This window comes from Enterobacter sp. EC_64, assembly GCF_019584165.1.
Taxonomy (GTDB): Bacteria; Pseudomonadota; Gammaproteobacteria; order Enterobacterales; family Enterobacteriaceae; genus Enterobacter; species Enterobacter roggenkampii.
Genome location: NZ_VDAS01000014.1, coordinates 111,800 through 132,602 on the forward strand (window position 1 = coordinate 111,800; position 20,803 = coordinate 132,602).

Below are 20,803 nucleotides of genomic sequence, written 5' to 3' on the forward strand. Positions count from 1 at the left end.
TTCGCCTGACAGTGGTTTTTGGCCTCTGAAAAGGTGACATTTGCGCTTCGACGGTATATTTTGTTTTTTACCCGAAAATCGCAGGAGATAGCGGCATAATGACTGATAAGTTCCAGATCTTAGTTTTGAACGGACCGAACCTGAACATGCTCGGCACCCGTGAGCCGGAGAAGTACGGCACGCTGACATTAAGCGAAATTGTTAACCGTTTGAGCACGGAAGCAGCGTCGCTGAATGTGGATTTGGATCATTTTCAGTCAAACGCGGAGTACGCAATCATCGACCGTATTCATCAGGCTAAAGACAATGTGGACTATATCCTGATCAATCCGGCCGCGTTTACGCACACCAGTGTTGCTATCCGCGACGCACTGCTTGCGGTGAGTATCCCGTTTATCGAGATCCACCTGAGTAACGTGCACGCCCGAGAGCCGTTCCGTCACCATTCGTATCTGTCGGATATCGCTGCTGGCGTTATCTGCGGACTGGGCGCAGACGGCTATTCATACGCTTTACAGACAGCGGTAAAACGCTTGTCACAATCACACTAAACAAGAGTACGGAACCCACTCATGGATATTCGTAAGATTAAAAAACTGATCGAGCTGGTTGAAGAATCAGGCATCTCCGAACTGGAAATTTCTGAAGGCGAAGAGTCTGTACGCATCAGCCGTGCAGCCCCAGCCGCTAGCTTCCCGGTAATGCAGCAAGCTTACGCTGCGCCAGTGCAGCAGCCTGCGCTCTCCGCAGCCGTTGCACCAGCAGCAGCTGAAGCCGCACCTGCCGCTGCAGCAGAAATCAGTGGTCACATCGTACGTTCCCCAATGGTTGGTACTTTCTACCGCACCCCGAGCCCGGACGCGAAGGCGTTCATCGAAGTGGGTCAGAAAGTCAACGTAGGCGATACCCTGTGCATCGTTGAAGCGATGAAAATGATGAACCAGATCGAAGCAGACAAATCAGGTACTGTGAAAGCGATTCTGGTCGAAAGTGGTCAGCCGGTTGAATTTGACGAGCCGCTGGTCGTCATCGAGTAACGAGGCGTACATGCTGGATAAAATTGTTATCGCCAACCGCGGCGAGATCGCACTGCGTATTCTTCGTGCCTGTAAAGAACTGGGCATCAAGACTGTCGCTGTGCACTCAAGCGCGGATCGCGATTTAAAACACGTATTGCTGGCGGATGAGACGGTCTGTATTGGCCCGGCTCCGTCCGTAAAAAGCTATCTGAACATCCCGGCTATCATCAGCGCCGCTGAAATCACCGGCGCGGTGGCAATTCATCCGGGTTACGGCTTCCTCTCTGAGAACGCCAACTTTGCTGAGCAGGTTGAACGCTCTGGCTTTATCTTCATCGGCCCGAAAGCCGACACCATCCGCCTGATGGGCGACAAAGTGTCTGCGATCACCGCGATGAAAAAAGCCGGTGTACCAACCGTACCAGGCTCTGACGGCCCTCTGACCGACGACATGGATGCTAACCGTGCTCATGCTAAACGCATTGGCTACCCGGTTATCATCAAGGCGTCCGGCGGCGGCGGCGGTCGCGGTATGCGCGTTGTGCGCAGCGATGCTGAACTGGCACAGTCCATCTCCATGACCAAAGCAGAAGCGAAAGCCGCTTTCAGCAATGACATGGTGTACATGGAAAAATACCTGGAAAACCCACGCCACATCGAAATTCAGGTGCTGGCTGACGGTCAGGGTAACGCAATCTATCTGGCAGAACGTGACTGCTCCATGCAGCGTCGTCACCAGAAAGTAGTCGAAGAAGCACCAGCGCCGGGCATTACTCCGGAACTGCGTCGCTACATCGGCGAGCGTTGCGCTAAAGCGTGTGTCGATATCGGCTATCGTGGAGCGGGTACCTTTGAGTTCCTGTTCGAAAACGGCGAGTTCTACTTCATTGAGATGAACACCCGTATTCAGGTTGAACATCCGGTTACCGAAATGATCACCGGGGTTGACCTGATTAAAGAGCAGCTGCGTATCGCAGCCGGTCAGCCGCTGTCCATCAAGCAGGAAGAAGTTGTGGTGAAAGGCCATGCGGTAGAATGCCGTATCAACGCCGAAGACCCGAACACCTTCCTGCCAAGCCCGGGTAAAATCACGCGTTTCCACGCGCCGGGTGGCTTTGGCGTGCGCTGGGAGTCTCATATCTACGCCGGTTACACCGTACCGCCGTACTATGACTCAATGATCGGCAAGCTCATCTGCTACGGCGAAAACCGTGACGTGGCGATTGCCCGCATGAAGAACGCCCTGCAGGAACTGATCATCGACGGAATCAAAACCAACGTTGATCTGCAGATGCGCATCATGAGCGACGAGCACTTCCAGAATGGTGGAACCAACATCCACTATCTGGAGAAAAAACTCGGTCTGAACGAGAAGTAAGAGACCTGTGTTTTGAAAAGGCCGGATTATCCGGCCTTTTTTATTTCTGGGGCCTGGAAAGCCTCATCATGTACAATCCCCGCTTTCTTCATCCACAAGGGACAAAAAATGGACAAACGTTTTGTTCAGGCCCATAAAGAAGCGCGCTGGGCGCTGTGGCTGACCCTTCTCTATCTTGCTGCATGGTTAGTAACCGCTTACCTACCAGACTCTGCTATTGGCATCACCGGCCTACCGCACTGGTTCGAATTGGCCTGCCTGCTGGTTCCGCTGGTGTTTATCCTGCTGTGCTGGGCAATGGTGAAATTTATCTACCGGGATATTCCGCTGGAGGACGATGATGCAGCTTGAAGTCATTCTGCCGCTTGTCGCTTACCTGCTGGTCGTATTTGGATTGTCCATTTACGCCATGCGCAAAAGAACGACCGGTGCCTTTCTGAACGAGTATTTTCTCGGCAGCCGTTCGATGGGCGGCGTTGTGCTGGCAATGACGCTGACCGCGACCTATATCAGCGCCAGCTCGTTTATTGGCGGCCCCGGTGCGGCCTACAAATACGGGTTAGGCTGGGTTTTGCTGGCGATGATCCAACTGCCTGCCGTCTGGCTCTCGCTGGGCATACTGGGTAAAAAATTTGCCATTCTGGCGCGCCGTTACAATGCCGTGACGCTCAACGATATGCTCTTTGCCCGTTACCAGAGCCGCTTGCTGGTGTGGCTGGCGAGCTTGAGCCTGCTGGTGGCGTTTATCGGTGCGATGACCGTACAGTTTATCGGCGGTGCGCGTCTGCTGGAAACGGCGGCCGGCATCCCTTACGAGACAGGCCTCATCATCTTCGGAGTAAGCATCGCGCTCTATACTGCGTTTGGCGGATTCCGCGCCAGCGTGCTGAACGATACGCTGCAGGGAATGGTGATGCTCATCGGTACGATCGTTCTGCTGGTGGGGATTGTTCATGCGGCGGGTGGACTCACTCACGCGGTGGAAACCCTGGAAGCGATTGACCCGAAACTGGTCTCGCCGCAGGGCGCAGATGATATCCTCTCTCCGACCTTTATGACCTCATTCTGGGTGTTAGTCTGTTTCGGAGTAATTGGTCTGCCGCATACCGCCGTGCGCTGTATCTCCTATAAAGACAGCAAAGCCGTTCACAAGGGCATCATCATCGGGACGATTGTGGTCGCGGTCCTGATGTTTGGTATGCATCTGGCGGGGGCATTAGGGCGCGCGGTAATCCCCGATCTTACCGTGCCGGATCTGGTGATCCCGACGCTGATGGTCAAAGTACTGCCCCCCTTTGCCGCCGGGATTTTCCTCGCTGCGCCAATGGCCGCCATTATGTCGACCATCAACGCTCAGTTACTGCAAAGTTCCGCTACGATCATTAAAGATCTCTATCTGAACCTGCGCCCTGAACAGGTTGAAAATGAACGTCGCCTGAAGCATATGTCAGCGGTGATTACGCTGGTGCTAGGCGCGTTGCTGCTGTTAGCCGCATGGCGCCCGCCGGAGATGATCATCTGGCTGAACCTGCTGGCATTTGGTGGGCTTGAGGCGGTATTCCTGTGGCCGCTGGTGTTAGGGCTCTACTGGGAACGCGCAAATGCTGCCGGTGCGCTGAGCGCGATGATTGTTGGCGGCGTGCTGTACGCCGTCCTCGCAACGTTTAAGATTCAGTACCTGGGCTTCCATCCGATTGTGCCTTCGTTACTGCTAAGTTTACTGGCGTTTGTGGTGGGGAACCGTTTCGGTCAGCCCGTCCCACAGCCCGCTATGATTTCTACTGATAAATAAAGAGTTTTGCCATGCCGTGGATCCAACTAAAACTGAATACAACCGGCGCGAACGCCGAAGAGCTGAGCGATGCGCTGATGGAGGCCGGCTCGGCCTCTATCACCTTCCAGGACACGCATGACACGCCGGTCTTTGAACCGCTGCCGGGCGAAACCCGCCTGTGGGGCGATACCGACGTGATTGGCCTGTTCGATGCTGAAACCGACATGAAAGAGGTCGTCGCGATTCTGGAAAACCACCCTCTGCTGGGCGCGGGCTTTGCGCACAAAATCGAACAGCTGGAAGACAAAGACTGGGAACGCGAATGGATGGATAACTTCCATCCGATGCAGTTCGGCAAGCGTCTGTGGATCTGCCCAAGCTGGCGCGAGGTTCCTGATGAAAACGCGGTTAACGTCATGCTCGATCCGGGTCTGGCGTTTGGTACCGGCACCCATCCAACGACCTCCCTGTGCCTGCAGTGGCTGGATGGTCTCGATCTGGATGGTAAGACGGTGATCGACTTCGGCTGTGGATCCGGGATCCTTGCGATTGCCGCCCTGAAACTGGGCGCGGCAAAAGCTATCGGGATCGATATCGATCCGCAGGCCATTCAGGCCAGTCGCGACAACGCCGAGCGCAACGGCGTTTCCGATCGACTGGAGCTGTATCTGCCGGATGCACAGCCAGAAGCCATGAAAGCCGATGTGGTGGTTGCAAACATTCTGGCGGGCCCACTGCGCGAGCTGGCTCCGTTGATCAGCGTGCTGCCCGTTGAGGGCGGTCTGCTGGGACTTTCGGGTATCCTGGCAAGCCAGGCAGACAGCGTGTGTGAAGCCTACGCCGATCTTTTCGCTCTCGACCCGGTGGTGGAGAAAGAAGAGTGGTGTCGTATTACCGGTCGTAAAAAATAAGCATTTGGCGTGGTCCTCTGACCACGCCCCTCTTCCTCTGATAATCCTCTCTCCCTCTGCCATTCTTCGGTAAAATAACCACACAAATCATGTTGATTTGTATTAAAAAATTCACCGGAAGAATATGATGAAACACATTACAGGCAAGGCAGCGCTGTTTGCGCTGAGCATGGTTTCGGCTTCAGCATTCGCATCACACTGGGGCTATGAAGGGGAAGGTTCACCGGAACACTGGGGTGAACTGGACGAGGCCTACAAGACCTGCCAGAGCGGGATGAACCAGTCTCCGATAAATATTGATTCGACCGCTAACGCCCATCTCTCCCCGCTGCAAACACACTACATTGATGGTCCTGTAACGCTGACCAATAATGGCCATACCATTCAGGCTAGCGAACAGGCTGACACCCGTGACACCATCACTCTGGACAAGCAAACCTGGACGCTCCAGCAGTTCCACTTCCATGCACCAAGCGAAAACACCGTGCACGGCAAGAAGTACGCGATGGAGATGCATCTGGTACATAAAAACAGCGCGGGTGAGCTGACCGTGGTAGCCGTCATGTTTGATAAAGGGGCTGCGAATCCGGAGCTGGATAAGCTGTGGAGCGTGATGCCGCAGCAGGCTGAACAGAACGTCTCCATTGAGAAGGATCTCAACCTGAACAAGCTGCTGCCGAAGGTGAAAACCTACTGGCGCTTTAGCGGATCTCTGACTACGCCACCGTGTTCTGAAGGGGTCACCTGGATCGTGCTCAAACAGCCGTTAACCGTCTCAGCAGAACAGCTTGAGAAATTTACCCATACCATGCATCACGATAATAACCGCCCGGTACAGTCTCTGCATGGGCGCGTTGTGGTCGAATAACGCCCATTCTGAGGCTTAATATCATGTTCTAAAATGCGACGCAGATCGCAAAGAAGAGGGAAAATCTGCTGCTAAAAACAGCAGATTATCCCGTTCAGGTAGGCCATTTATTCAGAAATGATGAGAAGTTACGGGAAATTGTAAGCGCTCATAAAATAGCCATTCCTGCCTAACACAATGATTTAAATAGTGAATAATTCTTAACGGAAAGATTGAGCGGCGATTCCTTGATCTACAACAGTGGATTGTTCAAAGTTTGGCCTTTCATCTCGTGCAAAAAATGCGTAATATACGCCGCCTTGCAGTCACAGTATGGTCATTTCTTAACTCATGCGCATCGGACACCACCAGCTTAGAAATCGCCTGATCGCAGCCCCTATGGCAGGTATTACCGACCGGCCGTTCAGGACGCTGTGCTATGAGATGGGAGCCGGTTTAACCGTATCCGAGATGATGTCGTCTAACCCGCAGGTTTGGGAAAGCGATAAATCCCGCCTTCGGATGGTGCACATTGATGAACCCGGTATTCGCACCGTGCAAATTGCCGGAAGCGTGCCTGAAGAGATGGCAGATGCCGCGCGTATCAACGTGGAAAGTGGTGCCCAGATTATTGATATCAATATGGGGTGCCCGGCCAAAAAAGTGAATCGCAAGCTTGCAGGTTCAGCCCTTCTGCAATACCCCGACCAGGTGAAAGCTATCCTGACGGCGGTTGTCAGCGCAGTGGACGTTCCTGTTACGTTGAAGATTCGCACGGGTTGGTCGCCGGAACACCGTAACTGTGTAGAGATTGCCCAACTGGCCGAAGACTGTGGCATTCAGGCCCTGACCATTCATGGACGCACGCGCGCCTGTTTGTTCAACGGTGAAGCTGAATACGACAGCATTCGGGCAGTTAAGCAGAAAGTTTCCATTCCGATTATCGCGAATGGCGACATAACTGACCCGCTTAAAGCCAGAGCGGTGCTCGACTATACGGGAGCTGATGCTCTGATGATAGGACGTGCCGCTCAGGGAAGACCCTGGATCTTTCGGGAAATCCAGCATTATCTGGACACTGGAGAGCTGCTTGCTCCCCTGCCTCTGGCAGAGGTTAAGCGCTTGCTTTGTTCGCATGTTCGGGAACTGCATGACCACTACGGTCAGGCGAAAGGGTACCGAATTGCGCGTAAACACGTTTCCTGGTATCTCCAGGAGCACGCTCCAGATGACCAGTTTCGGCGCACATTCAACGCCATTGAGGATGCCAGCGAACAGCTGGAGGCGTTGGAGGCATACTTCGAAAATCTTGCGTAATGAAATAAAGAGCTGACAGAACTATGTTCGAACAACGCGTAAATTCTGACGTACTGACCGTTTCTACCGTTAACTCTCAGGATCAGGTAACTCAAAAGCCCCTGCGTGACTCGGTTAAACAGGCACTGAAGAACTATTTTGCTCAACTGAACGGTCAGGATGTTAATGACCTGTATGAGCTGGTACTGGCTGAAGTTGAACAGCCACTGTTGGACATGGTGATGCAATACACCCGCGGTAACCAAACCCGCGCTGCGCTGATGATGGGTATCAACCGTGGTACCCTGCGTAAGAAACTGAAAAAATACGGCATGAACTGATACTAATCAGTTAAATGCTTGTTTAAAAAGGCGCTCTTCGGCATGGGGAAGCGCCTTTTTTATTCCCTGCTTCACTCCGTCAACGCTTTGTAAACCTTCACTTATCCCGCTTTAAAACCGCCGCTTTTGGTGTATATTTCCCCCACTTTACTGGCGCTCTTCTCGCGGAATGACACAATGATTCGTAAATACTGGTGGCTGGTTGTTTTTGCAATCTCCGTTTTGATTTTCGATGCACTTCTGATGCAGTGGATTGAACTGATGAGCACCGAAACCGATAAGTGTCGCAATATGAACTCCGTGAATCCCCTGAAACTCGTAAACTGTTCAGAGCTCGACTAGCCCCCTGATTGCGCAAACTCCCCGTGATTACCCACTAAAAACGGGGATTTAAATCCCTTTGAGCCATTACCCGACGGTGATAATGTCTCGCCCTTCTCAACCGCTCTAGCGTAACCCCACACTCGAGTAGAACCGTCCATGCTGGTCAGCCAATACAACCATATCCTTGTTGTCCTCTCCTTTGTTGTTGCCATCCTTGCCGCGTATACCGCACTGAATATGGCGGCACGTGTCGCCGGGAGTGAGGGTGTCGCTGCCCGCGTCTGGCTGGCTGGCGGCGGTATTGCAATGGGCATCGGCGTGTGGGCCATGCATTTTATCGGCATGCTGGCGATGGATCTCTCCATGAGCATGAGCTACAACGCCAGCCTGACGGTGTTATCCATGGTCATCGCCGTCGGGTCGTCACTGTTCGCGCTCTGGCTCGTGAGCTGCGATCAATTACGCTTGCGCCGTCTGCTGCCCGGTGCGCTGGTGATGGGAAGCGGTATTGTTGCCATGCATTACACCGGCATGGCCGCGCTGGAAGTGATGCCCGGGATAATCTGGGACAAGGTCTGGGTGGCCATTTCGGTCGCCATTGCGCTTGCCGCTTCACTCACGGCATTATGGCTGACCTTCCGCCTGCGTCACGACGCCGCGCAGGTCGTGCTGATGCGCACGGGTGCCGCCATCACCATGGGCATAGCCATTGCCGGGATGCACTACGCCGGGATGAAAGCCGCACAGTTTCCGATGTCCACAATGGTTCACCATGAGGGTATTAACGGGAGCTGGCTGGCGGTGCTGGTGAGCGTTGTCGCGCTCTCTATTCTTGGGATTACCCTGTTGGTATCAATGCTGGACGCCCGCCTTCAGGCGCGTACCGCCCTTCTGGCCTCGTCCCTTGCAGAAGCTAACCGGGAACTCGCACAGCTGGCCCTGCACGATACCCTGACGCGGCTGCCCAACCGTATCCTGCTGGAAGACCGACTCGATCAGGCCATCAGCAAAGCCGATCGCGAGGGGACCTATTTTGCCCTGATGTTCATGGATCTCGACGGCTTTAAAGCCATCAATGACGCTTACGGCCATGATGTCGGTGACAAGCTGCTGATTGCCGTAACGGAGCGCCTGCTGCATCTCCTGAAGGGCCAGTTCACCCTGGCACGTATCGGCGGTGATGAGTTTGTTCTGCTGGCTGAGGGGGAAGGCCCGGACGATGCGGCCTCCCTGGCGAATTCGCTGGTGCGCGCGATCGATAGCCCGTTCAACCTCGACCACTATGAACTGATGGTCACCCTCAGCATTGGGATCGCGCTGTATCCTCACGACGGCAAAACCGAACGTGAGCTCATGTTTAACGCCGATGCGGCGATGTACCATACCAAGCATATGGGCCGGAACGGTTACCACTTTTTCCAGCCCTCGATGAATACGCTGGCGCAGACCCACCTTCAGTTAATGAACGATCTGTGGATGGCGATCGATCGCAATGAGCTCCGCCTGCTGTATCAGCCAAAATTTCACGCCCCCGCCGGCCCTCTCCTTGGATTTGAGGCGTTATTGCGCTGGCAGCATCCTAAGCAGGGGTTACTGACCCCGGACCTTTTCCTGCCGCTGGCGGAAAAAACGGGGCTGATTATCCCTATCGGCAACTGGGTAATTAATGAAGCCTGTCGCCAGCTGCGTGAATGGCATCTTCAGGGACATCAAAGCTGGTCAATGGCGGTAAACCTGTCGACGCTGCAGTTTGAACAGCCTTCGCTGGTCAACACGGTTCTCAACTGCCTGGCACTTCATCATGTGCCACCAGAAATGTTGATACTGGAGGTAACGGAAACCACGGCAATGAGCAACCCGGATGAAAGTGTACGGGTGCTGACAGAGCTGACGGAAGCGGGCGTAAAGGCCTCCATTGATGATTTTGGCACCGGCTATTCAAGCCTGCTGTACCTCAAGCGCTTACCTGCCTGTGAATTGAAAATCGACAGGGCGTTCGTGAAAGAGCTCAGCGGAGAAAGCGAGGATGCCACCATTGTCTCCGCGATTGTAGCCCTCGCCAAAACACTCAATCTGAAAGTCGTGGCTGAAGGCGTAGAAACCGAAGCACAGCAGGCCTTTTTGACCGAGTTGGGCTGCAACACCCTTCAGGGTTATCTGTTAGGTAAACCCGTCAGCGCGCAAACCATAGAGGCGCTTTGTGCGCGAGGGGAGATGCTACCTGGCGCAGGGCTGTAAGCATCATCATGAGGCGATACGCGAATGACAGGGAGTGTCGCCAGAATGCTATCGACCAGGGCGGGCGCCTGCTGATAAAGATTGAAACTTTCGTTATTCATTAACCAGTTTTTAATTATTCCGCTAAAAAAGCCGTGGAATACGATCAAGGTCAGATCAACATTTACCTTTGGCGAAATGATGTTACGTGAAATACAGGCCTCCAGCGAGGCACGCAGCGTGTCATAATTGAATCCAATCCGTTTTCTGATGTCTCTCTCTGAAATCATGTCACTGCTAAATTCACATTTATGATACAAAATTTGTAAAAGTGCGCATTGTCGAGGCTCACGCGCAATATACTGCAACGCAGTAATAAATTGCTCACGAAGTATTAACAATGGATCATCACCTTCGGAAAGGGAAAGCCTATCGCGAATAATGTCGCGAAGCGGTAATTGCTGCTCCCAGATGGCATTAAATATTTCAGCTTTACTGGTGAAGTGCCAATAGATTGCACCGCGCGTCACATTTGCAGCATCCGCGATGTCCGTCAGCGTCGTGTTGGCTACGCCACGCGTCGCAAACTGCCCGATAGCCGCCTCAATCAACTGCTGCCGGGTTTGTTGAGCTTCTTCTTTCTTTTTCCGCGCCATAGACAACGACTCGCTACTCACAAAGTTTATACGTAACACAGGTCAGGAGAACGAAAGTATTCACCAATTCCCGTTTTAGTTTTGCACAAAAAAAGTCAATCTTCTTAATTTATAGTTTAGCTAAATACATATTTAAGTTTAAATTCATGCCATGAATAAATGAGGCACATTAAGCGCTATTTAACTGATTAGCTTGCCGGAAGAAGACAGAGAAATAAACCGAGTCTGATTCTGATTTTTCTGCTCAGACCTTGCCATTCGCACTTATAAATTAAAAAACATTAAATACCCTCATTATTATACGCAGCTACATTTTATTTTTTTATCCCGCTGCCCCTGCTACCGATTCACGCTAAATATCGGTTACCGGGTATTTAAAGGAACAGTAATGACGAATCATTTCAGACGCTTACCCTTAGCCGGTTTCATTGTCTGCGCTGTGCTGCTCTCAGGATGCGATGGCCAGGAAAACCAACAACAACATCCGCAGGCTCCCCAGGTCACTGTGCATATTGTGAAAAGCGCACCGCTGGCTGTCACCACTGAACTCCCGGGCAGAACAGATGCGTTCCGCGTTGCAGAGGTTCGTCCGCAGGTTAGCGGTATTATCCTGCGTCGCAACTTCACGGAGGGCAGCGATGTAAAAGCTGGAGATTCGCTTTACCAGATTGATCCTGCAACCTATCAGGCGGCTTACGACAACGCCAAAGGCGAGCTGGCGAAGGCCCAGGCGGCGGCCAATATCGCTCACCTGACGGTGAAACGTTATCTCCCGCTGGTCGGTACACAGTATGTCAGCAAGCAGGAGTATGACCAGGCCGTGGCCACGGCCCAGCAGGCAGACGCCACCGTCGTCGCCGCCAAAGCGGGCGTTGAAAGCGCGCTTATCAACCTTGCCTATACCAAAGTGACATCGCCCGTTGATGGTCGCATCGGTAAATCCAGCGTAACGGAAGGGGCGCTGGTCACCAACGGGCAGGCAGCGGCGCTGGCAACGGTTCAGCAGCTTGATCCGATGTATGTCGATGTCACCCAGTCCAGTAATGATTTTTTGCGCCTGAAGCAGACGAGCCTGCAAAAAGGCGATACCGCCAGCAGCGTTGAGCTACTGATGGAGAACGGGCAGCCCTATCCGCTGAAAGGCACATTGCAATTCTCAGACGTCACGGTGGATCAAAGTACCGGCTCGATTACCCTGCGCGCCATTTTCCCGAATCCTCAACATCTGCTGTTACCGGGTATGTTCGTTCGCGCCCGGATTGATGAAGGTACGCAGCCGGATGCGATTCTGGTTCCCCAGCAAGGCGTGACTCGTACGCCGCGAGGCGATGCCACCGTGATGGTGGTGAACGATAAAAATCAGGTTGAGTCTCGCACCGTCGTTGCGCCTCAGGCGATTGGCGACCGCTGGCTGGTGACGGAAGGGCTGAAAAACGGTGACCGCGTGATTGTCAGCGGGCTACAAAAGGTCAGACCGGGCGTAACCGTCGTCGCTACGCCTGATACCACCACCGCTCCAGCCAGTTAAGGGACGACGACATGGCTAATTTCTTTATTCAGAGACCGGTTTTCGCCTGGGTACTTGCCATCATTTTGATGATTGCTGGTGGGCTGGCCATTCTCAAACTTCCCGTCGCACAGTATCCGACCATTGCGCCTCCCGCCGTGGCGATATCCGCGACCTACCCGGGAGCAGATGCTCAAACGGTGCAGGATACCGTGACCCAGGTTATCGAACAGAACATGAACGGTATCGATAACCTGATGTATATGTCCTCCACCAGCGATTCAGCGGGTAACGTCACCATCACCCTGACCTTCGAGTCCGGAACCGATCCGGACATCGCCCAGGTGCAGGTGCAGAACAAGCTTCAGCTCGCCATGCCGCTGCTGCCGCAAGAGGTGCAGCAGCAAGGGATTGGCGTTGAGAAGTCCAGCAGTAGCTTCCTGCTGGTCGCCGGTTTTGTTTCAGACAACAAAAACCTCACGCAGAATGACATCTCCGACTATGTTGCCTCGAACGTCAAAGATGCCATCAGCCGAACGTCTGGTGTCGGTGACGTGCAGCTGTTCGGCGCCCAATATGCGATGCGTATCTGGCTCGACAGCAATGCGATGAACAAATACCAGCTGACGCCGCTGGATATTATCAACCAGCTGAAAACGCAGAACGACCAGATAGCGGCAGGCCAGTTGGGCGGGACGCCATCCATCCCAGGACAGCAGCTGAATGCCTCGATCATCGCGCAAACCCGCCTGAAATCACCGGAAGAGTTTGGCCGCGTGACGCTCAAGGTGAACCAGGACGGCTCGATGGTGCATCTGAAGGATGTGGCTCGCATTGAGCTGGGTGGCGAAAACTACAACATGGTGACAAAAATCAACGGGCAGGCGGCAACCGGCCTGGGGATTAAGCTGGCAACCGGGGCAAATGCGCTGGATACAGCGGCAGCCATCAAGAGCAAGCTGGCACAACTGCAGCCGTTCTTCCCGCAGGGGCTAAAAGTCGTCTACCCCTATGACACCACACCGTTTGTGAAAATCTCCATCCACGAAGTGGTGAAGACCCTGTTTGAAGCGATTATTCTCGTCTTCCTGGTTATGTACCTGTTCCTGCAAAACCTGCGGGCAACGCTCATCCCGACTATCGCGGTTCCGGTCGTTCTGCTGGGTACCTTCGCGGTTCTGGCGGCGTTCGGTTTCTCCATCAATACCCTGACAATGTTCGGCATGGTGCTGGCGATAGGTCTGCTGGTTGATGACGCTATCGTGGTCGTTGAGAACGTTGAACGCGTCATGGTCGAGGACAAGCTGCCGCCAAAAGAGGCTACGCAGAAATCGATGGGACAGATCCAGGGGGCACTGGTGGGGATCGCCATGGTGCTCTCGGCGGTCTTTATCCCAATGGCCTTTTTTGGCGGCTCGACGGGGGCGATCTATCGCCAGTTCTCGCTAACTATCGTTTCCGCTATGGCGTTGTCCGTGCTGGTTGCGCTAATCCTGACGCCAGCGCTCTGTGCAACGTTGCTTAAGCCTGTTTCAGCCGATCATCATGAGAAAAAAGGGGGGTTCTTCGGCTGGTTTAATGCGCTCTTTGATAAGAGCGTTGAGCACTACAGTAACAGCGTGAGCGGTATCTTGCGCAAGACCGGACGCTATCTGTTGGTGTACGTCATTATTGTCGGTGGAATGGCGGTGCTCTTCCTGCGCTTACCGACCTCCTTCCTCCCCGAAGAGGATCAGGGGGTGTTTATGACAATGGTTCAACTCCCCGCAGGTGCAACCCAGACGCGTACTCAGCAGGTTCTCGACCAGGTTCAGGACTACTACCTGAACAAAGAGAAAGCAAATGTTGAATCCGTCTTTACCGTAAACGGCTTTAGCTTTAGCGGCCAGGGTCAGAACTCCGGTATTGCCTTCATCAGCCTGAAGCCCTGGGAAGAGCGTCTTGGGGCGGAAAATGGCGTTGAAGCCATTGTGGGTCGCGCGACAAAAGCTTTCAGTCAGATTAAAGACGGCCTTGTATTCCCGTTTAACCTGCCCGCTATTATTGAGTTAGGAACCGCAACGGGCTTCGACTTTGAACTTATCGATCAGGCAAACCTGGGGCATACCCAGCTGACGCAGGCGCGTAACCAGCTGCTCGGCATGGTGAAAGAGCATCCTGACCTGCTGGTGCGCGTGCGTCCTAACGGTCTTGAAGATACGCCTCAGTTCAAACTGGATGTCGATCAGGAGAAAGCACAGGCGCTGGGCGTCAGTCTTTCTGACGTCAACCAGACGATTTCGACGGCCTTAGGGGGCACCTATGTGAATGACTTTATCGATCATGGCCGCGTGAAAAAAGTCTATGTACAGGCCGACGCGAAATTCCGTATGTTGCCAGGGGATATTAACAACCTTTATGTGCGCAGCGCGAACGGGGAAATGGTGCCGTTCTCAGCCTTTAGCAACGCTCACTGGGTTTATGGTTCACCTCGTCTGGAGCGCTACAACGGAATGCCTTCGATGGAGATCCTCGGCGAATCAGCCCCGGGTAAAAGTACCGGTGAGGCCATGGCTATGATGGAAAGCCTCGCGGCAAAATTGCCTTCCGGCATTGGTTATGACTGGACGGGAATGTCTTACCAGGAGCGACTTTCGGGTAACCAGGCGCCTGCACTGTACGCCATTTCACTGATCGTGGTGTTCCTGTGTCTGGCAGCGCTGTATGAAAGCTGGTCCATTCCGTTCTCCGTTATGCTGGTTGTGCCGTTGGGGGTCATCGGGGCCCTTCTCGCAGCCTCGCTGCGCGGGTTAAACAATGACGTCTATTTCCAGGTCGGCCTGCTGACCACAATTGGTCTGTCGGCGAAAAACGCCATCCTGATCGTCGAATTTGCTAAAGACCTGATGGAGAAAGAAGGTAAAGGCATCATTGAAGCTACGCTTGAAGCGTCAAGGATGCGCCTTCGACCGATCCTGATGACCTCCCTGGCCTTTATCCTTGGCGTCATGCCGCTGGTGATCAGTACCGGAGCCGGGAGCGGTGCGCAAAACGCCGTCGGTACGGGTGTGATGGGGGGAATGCTTTCCGCAACGCTTCTGGCGATTTTCTTCGTGCCCGTCTTCTTTGTGGTTGTTCGTCGACGCTTTACCCGCCATAAAGATTAACATTTCCCTAAAAAGGCACCTCTGGTGCCTTTTTTATTTTTAACATAAACAATGAATTAGGCATTAAGCAAAAGCCATGTTAAAAATACAGTGATTTGCATTAAGTAAAAACACTCTCTTACCCCTTCATAATGTCTCCATTAATTCGTCCGGAAATCGATTTTTCTCCACGATTTTTACAAACTACATAATTTGAGATTATTCCTCGTGTAACGCGGACTTACCCCGGTGGTAAAATAACCTCCAGTTCGTTAATTGCCCTCCTGGCTTTATAGCGGACGAGAAATAATACTGAGGTAACATCATGAAAAGATTCATTTCCGTTGCACTACTCGCTGCGCTGCTTGCTGGTTGCGCGCACGACTCTCCATGTGTACCGGTTTACGACGACCAGGGCCGACTGGTTCATACCAATACCTGTATGAAAGGCACCACCCAGGACAACTGGGAAACAGCAGGTGCGATCGCTGGCGGCGCTGCCGCAGTGGCGGGCTTGACGCTGGGTATTGTTGCCCTGACGAAGTAACATCAGTTAAGAAAGCGCGGCTCTGGCCGCGCTTTTGCTTTTAATCAGTGCACTATTTTCAAAGAAGTAAAAAAATAGCCCCGTATTTATTCGTGCCTTTCATTTCAGCCTGAAGCCAGTCACATCTTTTTCGTACACTTTTTTAAATTACCTGTTCTATTGTGATGATTTTCACACATTAATATTATTGAATATCCTGCCAATATTCACTCTGGAAACTATCTCTTCTTTTTTCTGGCGCGCCTCAAAACTTTTGCTCCAATTTGTGGCACAGGTTGTAATTTCGCACCGTTTCAGGGCGCTCGTTTTATTTAAGCCTGTCTACACTCACCATTAAGCGTTCACTCATCTCTTATTTTGCCGAACGCAAAACTGGCATTACGTTTGCTTTATAAACGTTGGCCAAAGCCACAGACAGGTAAAGCGTTTAAAAAACGCCTCTATAACGATAAATTTCGCCACACAGGAAGCATTATGAAAAAGACGATGATAGCCAGCCTGGCCGCTGCAGGCATGATGTTTGCCGTAGCCGGTCAAGCCCATGCGGGAACGACACTGGATGCCGTTAAAAAGAAAGGTTTTGTTCAATGTGGTATCAGTGACGGTTTGCCTGGCTTCTCTTATGCCGATGCGAACGGCAAATTTACCGGTATTGATGTAGATGTCTGCCGTGGTGTTGCCGCCGCCGTTTTTGGCGATGACAGCAAGGTAAAATATACCCCGCTGACGGCAAAAGAACGCTTTACGGCACTGCAGTCCGGCGAGGTTGACATGCTCTCCCGTAATACCACCTGGACCTCCTCCCGCGACGCGGGTATGGGGATGTCATTTACGGGCGTGACCTATTATGACGGGATCGGCTTCCTGACCCACAATAAAGCAGGCCTGAAAAGCGCCAAAGAGCTGGATGGTGCGACCGTTTGTATTCAGGCGGGCACCGATACCGAGCTGAATGTCGCCGATTATTTCAAAGCAAATAACATGAAATACACGCCAGTGACATTCGACCGCTCGGATGAGTCGGCTAAAGCGCTGGAATCCGGCCGTTGCGACACGCTGGCCTCTGACCAGTCACAGCTGTACGCCTTACGCATTAAGCTGAGCAATCCGGCAGAGTGGATTGTCCTGCCTGAAGTGATCTCCAAAGAACCTCTCGGACCCGTCGTTCGTCGTGGCGATGAAGACTGGTTCTCCATTGTTCGCTGGACGCTGTTTGCCATGCTGAACGCAGAAGAGATGGGCATCAACTCGAAAAACGTGGATGAGAAAGCGGCTAATCCATCTAACCCGGATATGGCGCACCTGCTCGGTAAAGAAGGTGATTTCGGCAAAGATCTGAAGCTGGATAATAAATGGGCTTACAACATCATCAAACAGGTGGGCAACTACTCGGAGATCTTTGAACGCAACGTGGGATCGGAAAGCCCGCTGAAGATCAAACGCGGTCAGAACAATCTCTGGAACAACGGCGGTATTCAGTACGCGCCACCAGTACGTTAAGTCATAGCTGTAACGGGCACTGCTCATGCAGTGCCCACTCCAGAGTCATGGTTACTGAGGTTTCTTTATGTCCCATCGCCGCTCAGCCGTAAAAGGATCGCTATCCTTTTCTCATCCCGCGGTCCGCGCCTGGCTATTCCAGATTATTGCTATTGTTGCGGTTGTTCTCATCGCCGTGTATCTCATCCATAACACCATCACCAACCTGAACAATCGCGGCATTACCTCCGGTTTTGCGTTTTTGGATCGCAGCGCGGGCTTTGGCATTGTTCAGCATCTTATTGATTACCAAGAAGGTGACACGTACGGACGCGTATTCGTGGTCGGTTTACTGAATACGCTGTTGGTATCGGCGCTTTGTATCGTCTTCGCGTCGATACTGGGCTTCTTTATTGGCCTGGCACGTCTTTCAGAAAACTGGCTCCTGCGGAAACTGTCGACTGTTTATATCGAGACGTTCCGCAATATTCCCCCGCTGCTGCAGATCTTCTTCTGGTATTTCGCCGTACTGCGTAACCTTCCTGGTCCCCGTCAGGCCGTCGACGCGTTTGAGCTGTTTTTCCTGAGTAACCGTGGGTTGTCCATTCCTTCTCCTCAGCCGGGCGAAGGACTGTATGCTTTCATCGGCGCAATTGTGATAGCGCTTGCCCTCTCCGCTGGGGTATTCCGTTTTAACCGCAAGCATCAGATCAAAACCGGTCAGCTTCGTAGAACCTGGCCCACCGCAGTCATCCTGATCGTTAGCCTGCCGCTAGTGGCACACTGGCTATTTGGCGCCGCGTTGCACTGGGATGTTCCCCATCTGCGAGGCTTTAACTTCCAGGGGGGAATGGTGTTAATTCCTGAGCTGGCGGCCCTGACATTGGCGCTATCGATTTATACCTCAGCCTTTATCGCTGAGATTATTCGTGCCGGGATCCAGGCCGTCCCGCACGGGCAACACGAAGCGGCACGCTCATTAGGATTACCGCATACGGTGACGCTTCGCCAGGTAATTATTCCGCAGGCGTTGCGGGTCATCATTCCGCCTCTGACCAGCCAGTATCTCAACATCGTCAAAAACTCGTCGCTGGCCGCCGCTATTGGTTACCCGGATATGGTGTCACTCTTTGCCGGAACCGTGCTTAACCAGACCGGACAAGCCATTGAAACCATCGCCATCACCATGTCTGTCTATCTCATCATCAGCCTGGTAATTTCACTGCTGATGAACCTCTATAACCGTCGTATAGCACTGGTCGAGCGCTAAGGATCTATGATGACAAAAGCGATACTGTCGCACGCCTCGCGCCCTGCCAACTCGACAGGTGGACGTTTCATTCTCTGGGCGCGAAAGAATCTGTTCTCCAGCTGGAGTAACAGCCTGCTGACGATTGTCTGCCTGTGGCTCATGTGGGAATTGATTCCTCCCCTGCTGAACTGGGCGTTTTTACAGGCCAACTGGGTCGGTTCAACCCGAGCTGACTGTACAAAAGCCGGTGCCTGCTGGGTGTTTATTCATGAACGTTTCGGTCAGTTCATGTATGGATTGTATCCGCATGAACAGCGCTGGCGGATTAATCTCGCGCTGGTTATCGGTCTGCTCTCTGTCGCAGTCATGTTCTGGAAAAAGCTGCCTCATCGTGGACGCTATATTGCCGTCTGGGCGGTGGTTTATCCGATTATTGTCTGGGTGCTGCTCTATGGCGGTTTTCTGGGGCTGGAACGCGTTGAAACACGCCAGTGGGGTGGGCTGACGCTGACGTTGATTATCGCGTCAGTGGGGATAGCCGGTGCCCTGCCGTGGGGGATTTTACTTGCCCTCGGACGGCGTTCAAAAATGCCGATCGTTCGCGTGCTCTCCGTTATCTTCATTGAGTTCTGGCGCGGCGTACCGCTTATCACCGTTCTGTTTATGTCATCGGTCATGCTGCCGCTATTTATGGCAGAAGGAACAACGATCGACAAACTGATCCGTGCCCTGGTCGGGGTGATTCTCTTCCAGTCCGCCTATGTCGCTGAAGTGGTGCGCGGTGGTCTGCAGGCGTTGCCTAAAGGCCAGTACGAAGCGGCGGAATCACTGGCGCTCGGCTACTGGAAAACCCAGGGGCTGGTCATTCTTCCCCAGGCACTCAAGCTGGTCATTCCGGGCCTGGTCAACACGATCATTGCCCTCTTCAAGGATACCAGCCTGGTGATCATCATCGGATTGTTCGATCTCTTTAGCAGCGTGCAACAGGCTACCGTTGACCCTGTCTGGCTGGGCATGTCCACCGAAGGATATGTCTTTGCTGCCCTGATCTACTGGATCTTTTGTTTTAGCATGTCGCGCTACAGCCAGCATCTGGAAAAGCGCTTTAACACCGGGCGTACACCGCACTGAGGAAAATATGAGCCAAATAACTATGACACCCGCCGACGCGATGATTACGCTGGAAAACGTGAACAAATGGTACGGACAGTTTCATGTCCTGAAGGACATTAATCTTAAGGTCAAACAGGGCGAACGCATTGTCCTGTGCGGCCCGTCCGGCTCCGGGAAATCCACAACCATTCGCTGTATTAACCACCTTGAAGAGCATCAGCAAGGACGCATCGTGGTTGATGGTATCGAGCTGAATGAAGATATCCGCAATATCGAACGCGTGCGTCAGGAAGTGGGAATGGTATTTCAGCACTTTAATCTGTTTCCGCACCTGACCGTTCTGCAGAACTGTACGCTTGCGCCGATTTGGGTACGAAAGATGCCGAAAAAGGAAGCCGAGGCGTTGGCAATGCACTATCTGGAGCGTGTTCGTATCGCAGAGCATGCCAATAAGTTTCCCGGTCAGATATCGGGTGGACAGCAGCAGCGTGTGGCTATCGCCCGTTCACTGTGTATGAAACCGAAAATTATGCTGTTTGATGAACCGACATCAGCCCTCGATCCGGAAATGGTGAAGGAGGTTCTGGATACCATGATTGGACTGGCACAATCCGGCATGACCATGCTGTGTGTCACGCATGAGATGGGGTTCGCGCGAACCGTGGCTGACCGGGTGATCTTTATGGATCGTGGGGAGATTGTTGAGCAGGCGCCGCCGGATGAGTTCTTTGCGCATCCGAAGTCAGAACGTACGCGAGCATTCCTGTCGCAGGTGATTCATTAATCAGATCTTTTTGCCCGGTGGCGCTGCGCTTACCGGGCCTACCGTTTTCACGAGAATCATAACGCAAAAAGGCCATCCTTTCGGATGGCCTTCTCACTTATTTGATGTCTGGCAGTTTCCTACTCTCACATGGGGAGACCCCACACTACCATCGGCGCTACGGCGTTTCACTTCTGAGTTCGGCATGGGGTCAGGTGGGACCACCGCGCTAAAGCCGCCAGACAAATTCTGTT

At 53.0% G+C, this 20,803-nt stretch carries 19 protein-coding genes and 1 rRNA gene; 18 read left to right on the top strand and 2 right to left on the bottom strand.

From position 1 onward, the window contains the following. Positions 1 to 98: 98 nt before the first annotated feature. The 11 genes from aroQ to FHC52_RS13495 all read left to right on the top strand — a co-directional run bounded on the left by aroQ (position 99) and on the right by FHC52_RS13495 (position 10,128). Entirely contained in the window at positions 99 to 551 is a 453-nt protein-coding gene (gene aroQ, locus FHC52_RS13445; RefSeq protein ID WP_008502855.1) for a type II 3-dehydroquinate dehydratase, read from the top strand. A 21-nt stretch (positions 552 to 572) separates the two neighbouring features. Next, positions 573 to 1,037, top strand: a complete 465-nt coding sequence (gene accB / locus FHC52_RS13450) for an acetyl-CoA carboxylase biotin carboxyl carrier protein (RefSeq protein WP_008502856.1) — start codon at positions 573 to 575, stop codon at positions 1,035 to 1,037. 10 nt (positions 1,038 to 1,047) lie between these two features. Further along, a complete protein-coding gene (gene accC, locus FHC52_RS13455) occupies positions 1,048 to 2,397 on the top strand; it encodes an acetyl-CoA carboxylase biotin carboxylase subunit (protein WP_003860388.1) in 1,350 nt (449 codons plus the stop codon). Positions 2,398 to 2,505: 108 nt separating this feature from the next. Beyond that, complete coding sequence (locus FHC52_RS13460) at positions 2,506 to 2,748, top strand: YhdT family protein (RefSeq protein ID WP_021242290.1); 243 nt, start codon at positions 2,506 to 2,508, stop codon at positions 2,746 to 2,748. After that, positions 2,738 to 4,189, top strand: coding sequence for a sodium/pantothenate symporter (gene panF, locus FHC52_RS13465; protein ID WP_008502858.1), 1,452 nt, complete (start codon positions 2,738 to 2,740; stop codon positions 4,187 to 4,189). The genes FHC52_RS13460 and panF overlap by 11 nt, the downstream gene beginning before the upstream one ends. 11 nt (positions 4,190 to 4,200) lie before the next feature. Then, positions 4,201 to 5,082, top strand: a complete 882-nt coding sequence (gene prmA / locus FHC52_RS13470; RefSeq protein WP_126289137.1) for a 50S ribosomal protein L11 methyltransferase — start codon at positions 4,201 to 4,203, stop codon at positions 5,080 to 5,082. A gap of 127 nt (positions 5,083 to 5,209) precedes the next feature. Continuing rightward, positions 5,210 to 5,950: a carbonic anhydrase gene (locus FHC52_RS13475; RefSeq protein WP_021242291.1), complete on the top strand. Its 741-nt coding sequence runs from the start codon at positions 5,210 to 5,212 to the stop codon at positions 5,948 to 5,950. A gap of 330 nt (positions 5,951 to 6,280) precedes the next feature. After that, positions 6,281 to 7,246, top strand: coding sequence for a tRNA dihydrouridine synthase DusB (gene dusB / locus FHC52_RS13480; RefSeq protein ID WP_008502861.1), 966 nt, complete (start codon positions 6,281 to 6,283; stop codon positions 7,244 to 7,246). 23 nt (positions 7,247 to 7,269) lie between these two features. Next, on the top strand, positions 7,270 to 7,566 hold the full coding sequence (fis, locus tag FHC52_RS13485; RefSeq protein WP_000462905.1) for a DNA-binding transcriptional regulator Fis: 297 nt from the start codon (positions 7,270 to 7,272) through the stop codon (positions 7,564 to 7,566). A gap of 177 nt (positions 7,567 to 7,743) precedes the next feature. Then, a complete protein-coding gene (locus FHC52_RS13490; protein ID WP_008502862.1) occupies positions 7,744 to 7,908 on the top strand; it encodes a DUF2556 family protein in 165 nt (54 codons plus the stop codon). A gap of 138 nt (positions 7,909 to 8,046) precedes the next feature. Next, complete coding sequence (locus FHC52_RS13495) at positions 8,047 to 10,128, top strand: bifunctional diguanylate cyclase/phosphodiesterase (protein WP_126289136.1); 2,082 nt, start codon at positions 8,047 to 8,049, stop codon at positions 10,126 to 10,128. On the opposite strand, the gene envR is transcribed toward FHC52_RS13495, so the two are convergent. Further along, on the bottom strand, positions 10,044 to 10,763 hold the full coding sequence (gene envR, locus FHC52_RS13500) for an acrEF/envCD operon transcriptional regulator (RefSeq protein ID WP_008502864.1): 720 nt from the start codon (positions 10,761 to 10,763) through the stop codon (positions 10,044 to 10,046). The two genes, FHC52_RS13495 and envR, sit on opposite strands and share 85 nt — an antisense overlap. Positions 10,764 to 11,151: 388 nt before the next feature. Between envR and FHC52_RS13505 the strand changes: the two genes are divergently transcribed. The 7 genes from FHC52_RS13505 (at position 11,152) to FHC52_RS13535 (ending at position 20,570) form a co-directional block, all read left to right on the top strand. Beyond that, on the top strand, positions 11,152 to 12,291 hold the full coding sequence (locus FHC52_RS13505; protein WP_126289133.1) for an efflux RND transporter periplasmic adaptor subunit: 1,140 nt from the start codon (positions 11,152 to 11,154) through the stop codon (positions 12,289 to 12,291). Positions 12,292 to 12,302: 11 nt separating this feature from the next. Then, positions 12,303 to 15,416, top strand: a complete 3,114-nt coding sequence (locus tag FHC52_RS13510) for an efflux RND transporter permease subunit (protein ID WP_220420112.1) — start codon at positions 12,303 to 12,305, stop codon at positions 15,414 to 15,416. Positions 15,417 to 15,720: 304 nt separating this feature from the next. Further along, a complete protein-coding gene (locus FHC52_RS13515; protein ID WP_008502867.1) occupies positions 15,721 to 15,942 on the top strand; it encodes a lipoprotein in 222 nt (73 codons plus the stop codon). A gap of 474 nt (positions 15,943 to 16,416) precedes the next feature. Then, positions 16,417 to 17,442 (top strand): amino acid ABC transporter substrate-binding protein, encoded by a 1,026-nt coding sequence (locus tag FHC52_RS13520; RefSeq protein ID WP_021242295.1) that lies wholly within the window; start codon positions 16,417 to 16,419, stop codon positions 17,440 to 17,442. A 67-nt stretch (positions 17,443 to 17,509) separates the two neighbouring features. Then, complete coding sequence (locus FHC52_RS13525; RefSeq protein WP_008502869.1) at positions 17,510 to 18,691, top strand: amino acid ABC transporter permease; 1,182 nt, start codon at positions 17,510 to 17,512, stop codon at positions 18,689 to 18,691. A 9-nt stretch (positions 18,692 to 18,700) separates the two neighbouring features. Further along, on the top strand, positions 18,701 to 19,804 hold the full coding sequence (locus tag FHC52_RS13530) for an amino acid ABC transporter permease (protein ID WP_023326203.1): 1,104 nt from the start codon (positions 18,701 to 18,703) through the stop codon (positions 19,802 to 19,804). 7 nt (positions 19,805 to 19,811) lie between these two features. Then, positions 19,812 to 20,570 (top strand): amino acid ABC transporter ATP-binding protein, encoded by a 759-nt coding sequence (locus FHC52_RS13535; RefSeq protein WP_014171880.1) that lies wholly within the window; start codon positions 19,812 to 19,814, stop codon positions 20,568 to 20,570. 106 nt (positions 20,571 to 20,676) lie between these two features. On the opposite strand, the gene rrf is transcribed toward FHC52_RS13535, so the two are convergent. Continuing rightward, positions 20,677 to 20,792: ribosomal RNA gene (rrf, locus tag FHC52_RS13540) — 5S ribosomal RNA — on the bottom strand. Positions 20,793 to 20,803: the final 11 nt, after the last annotated feature.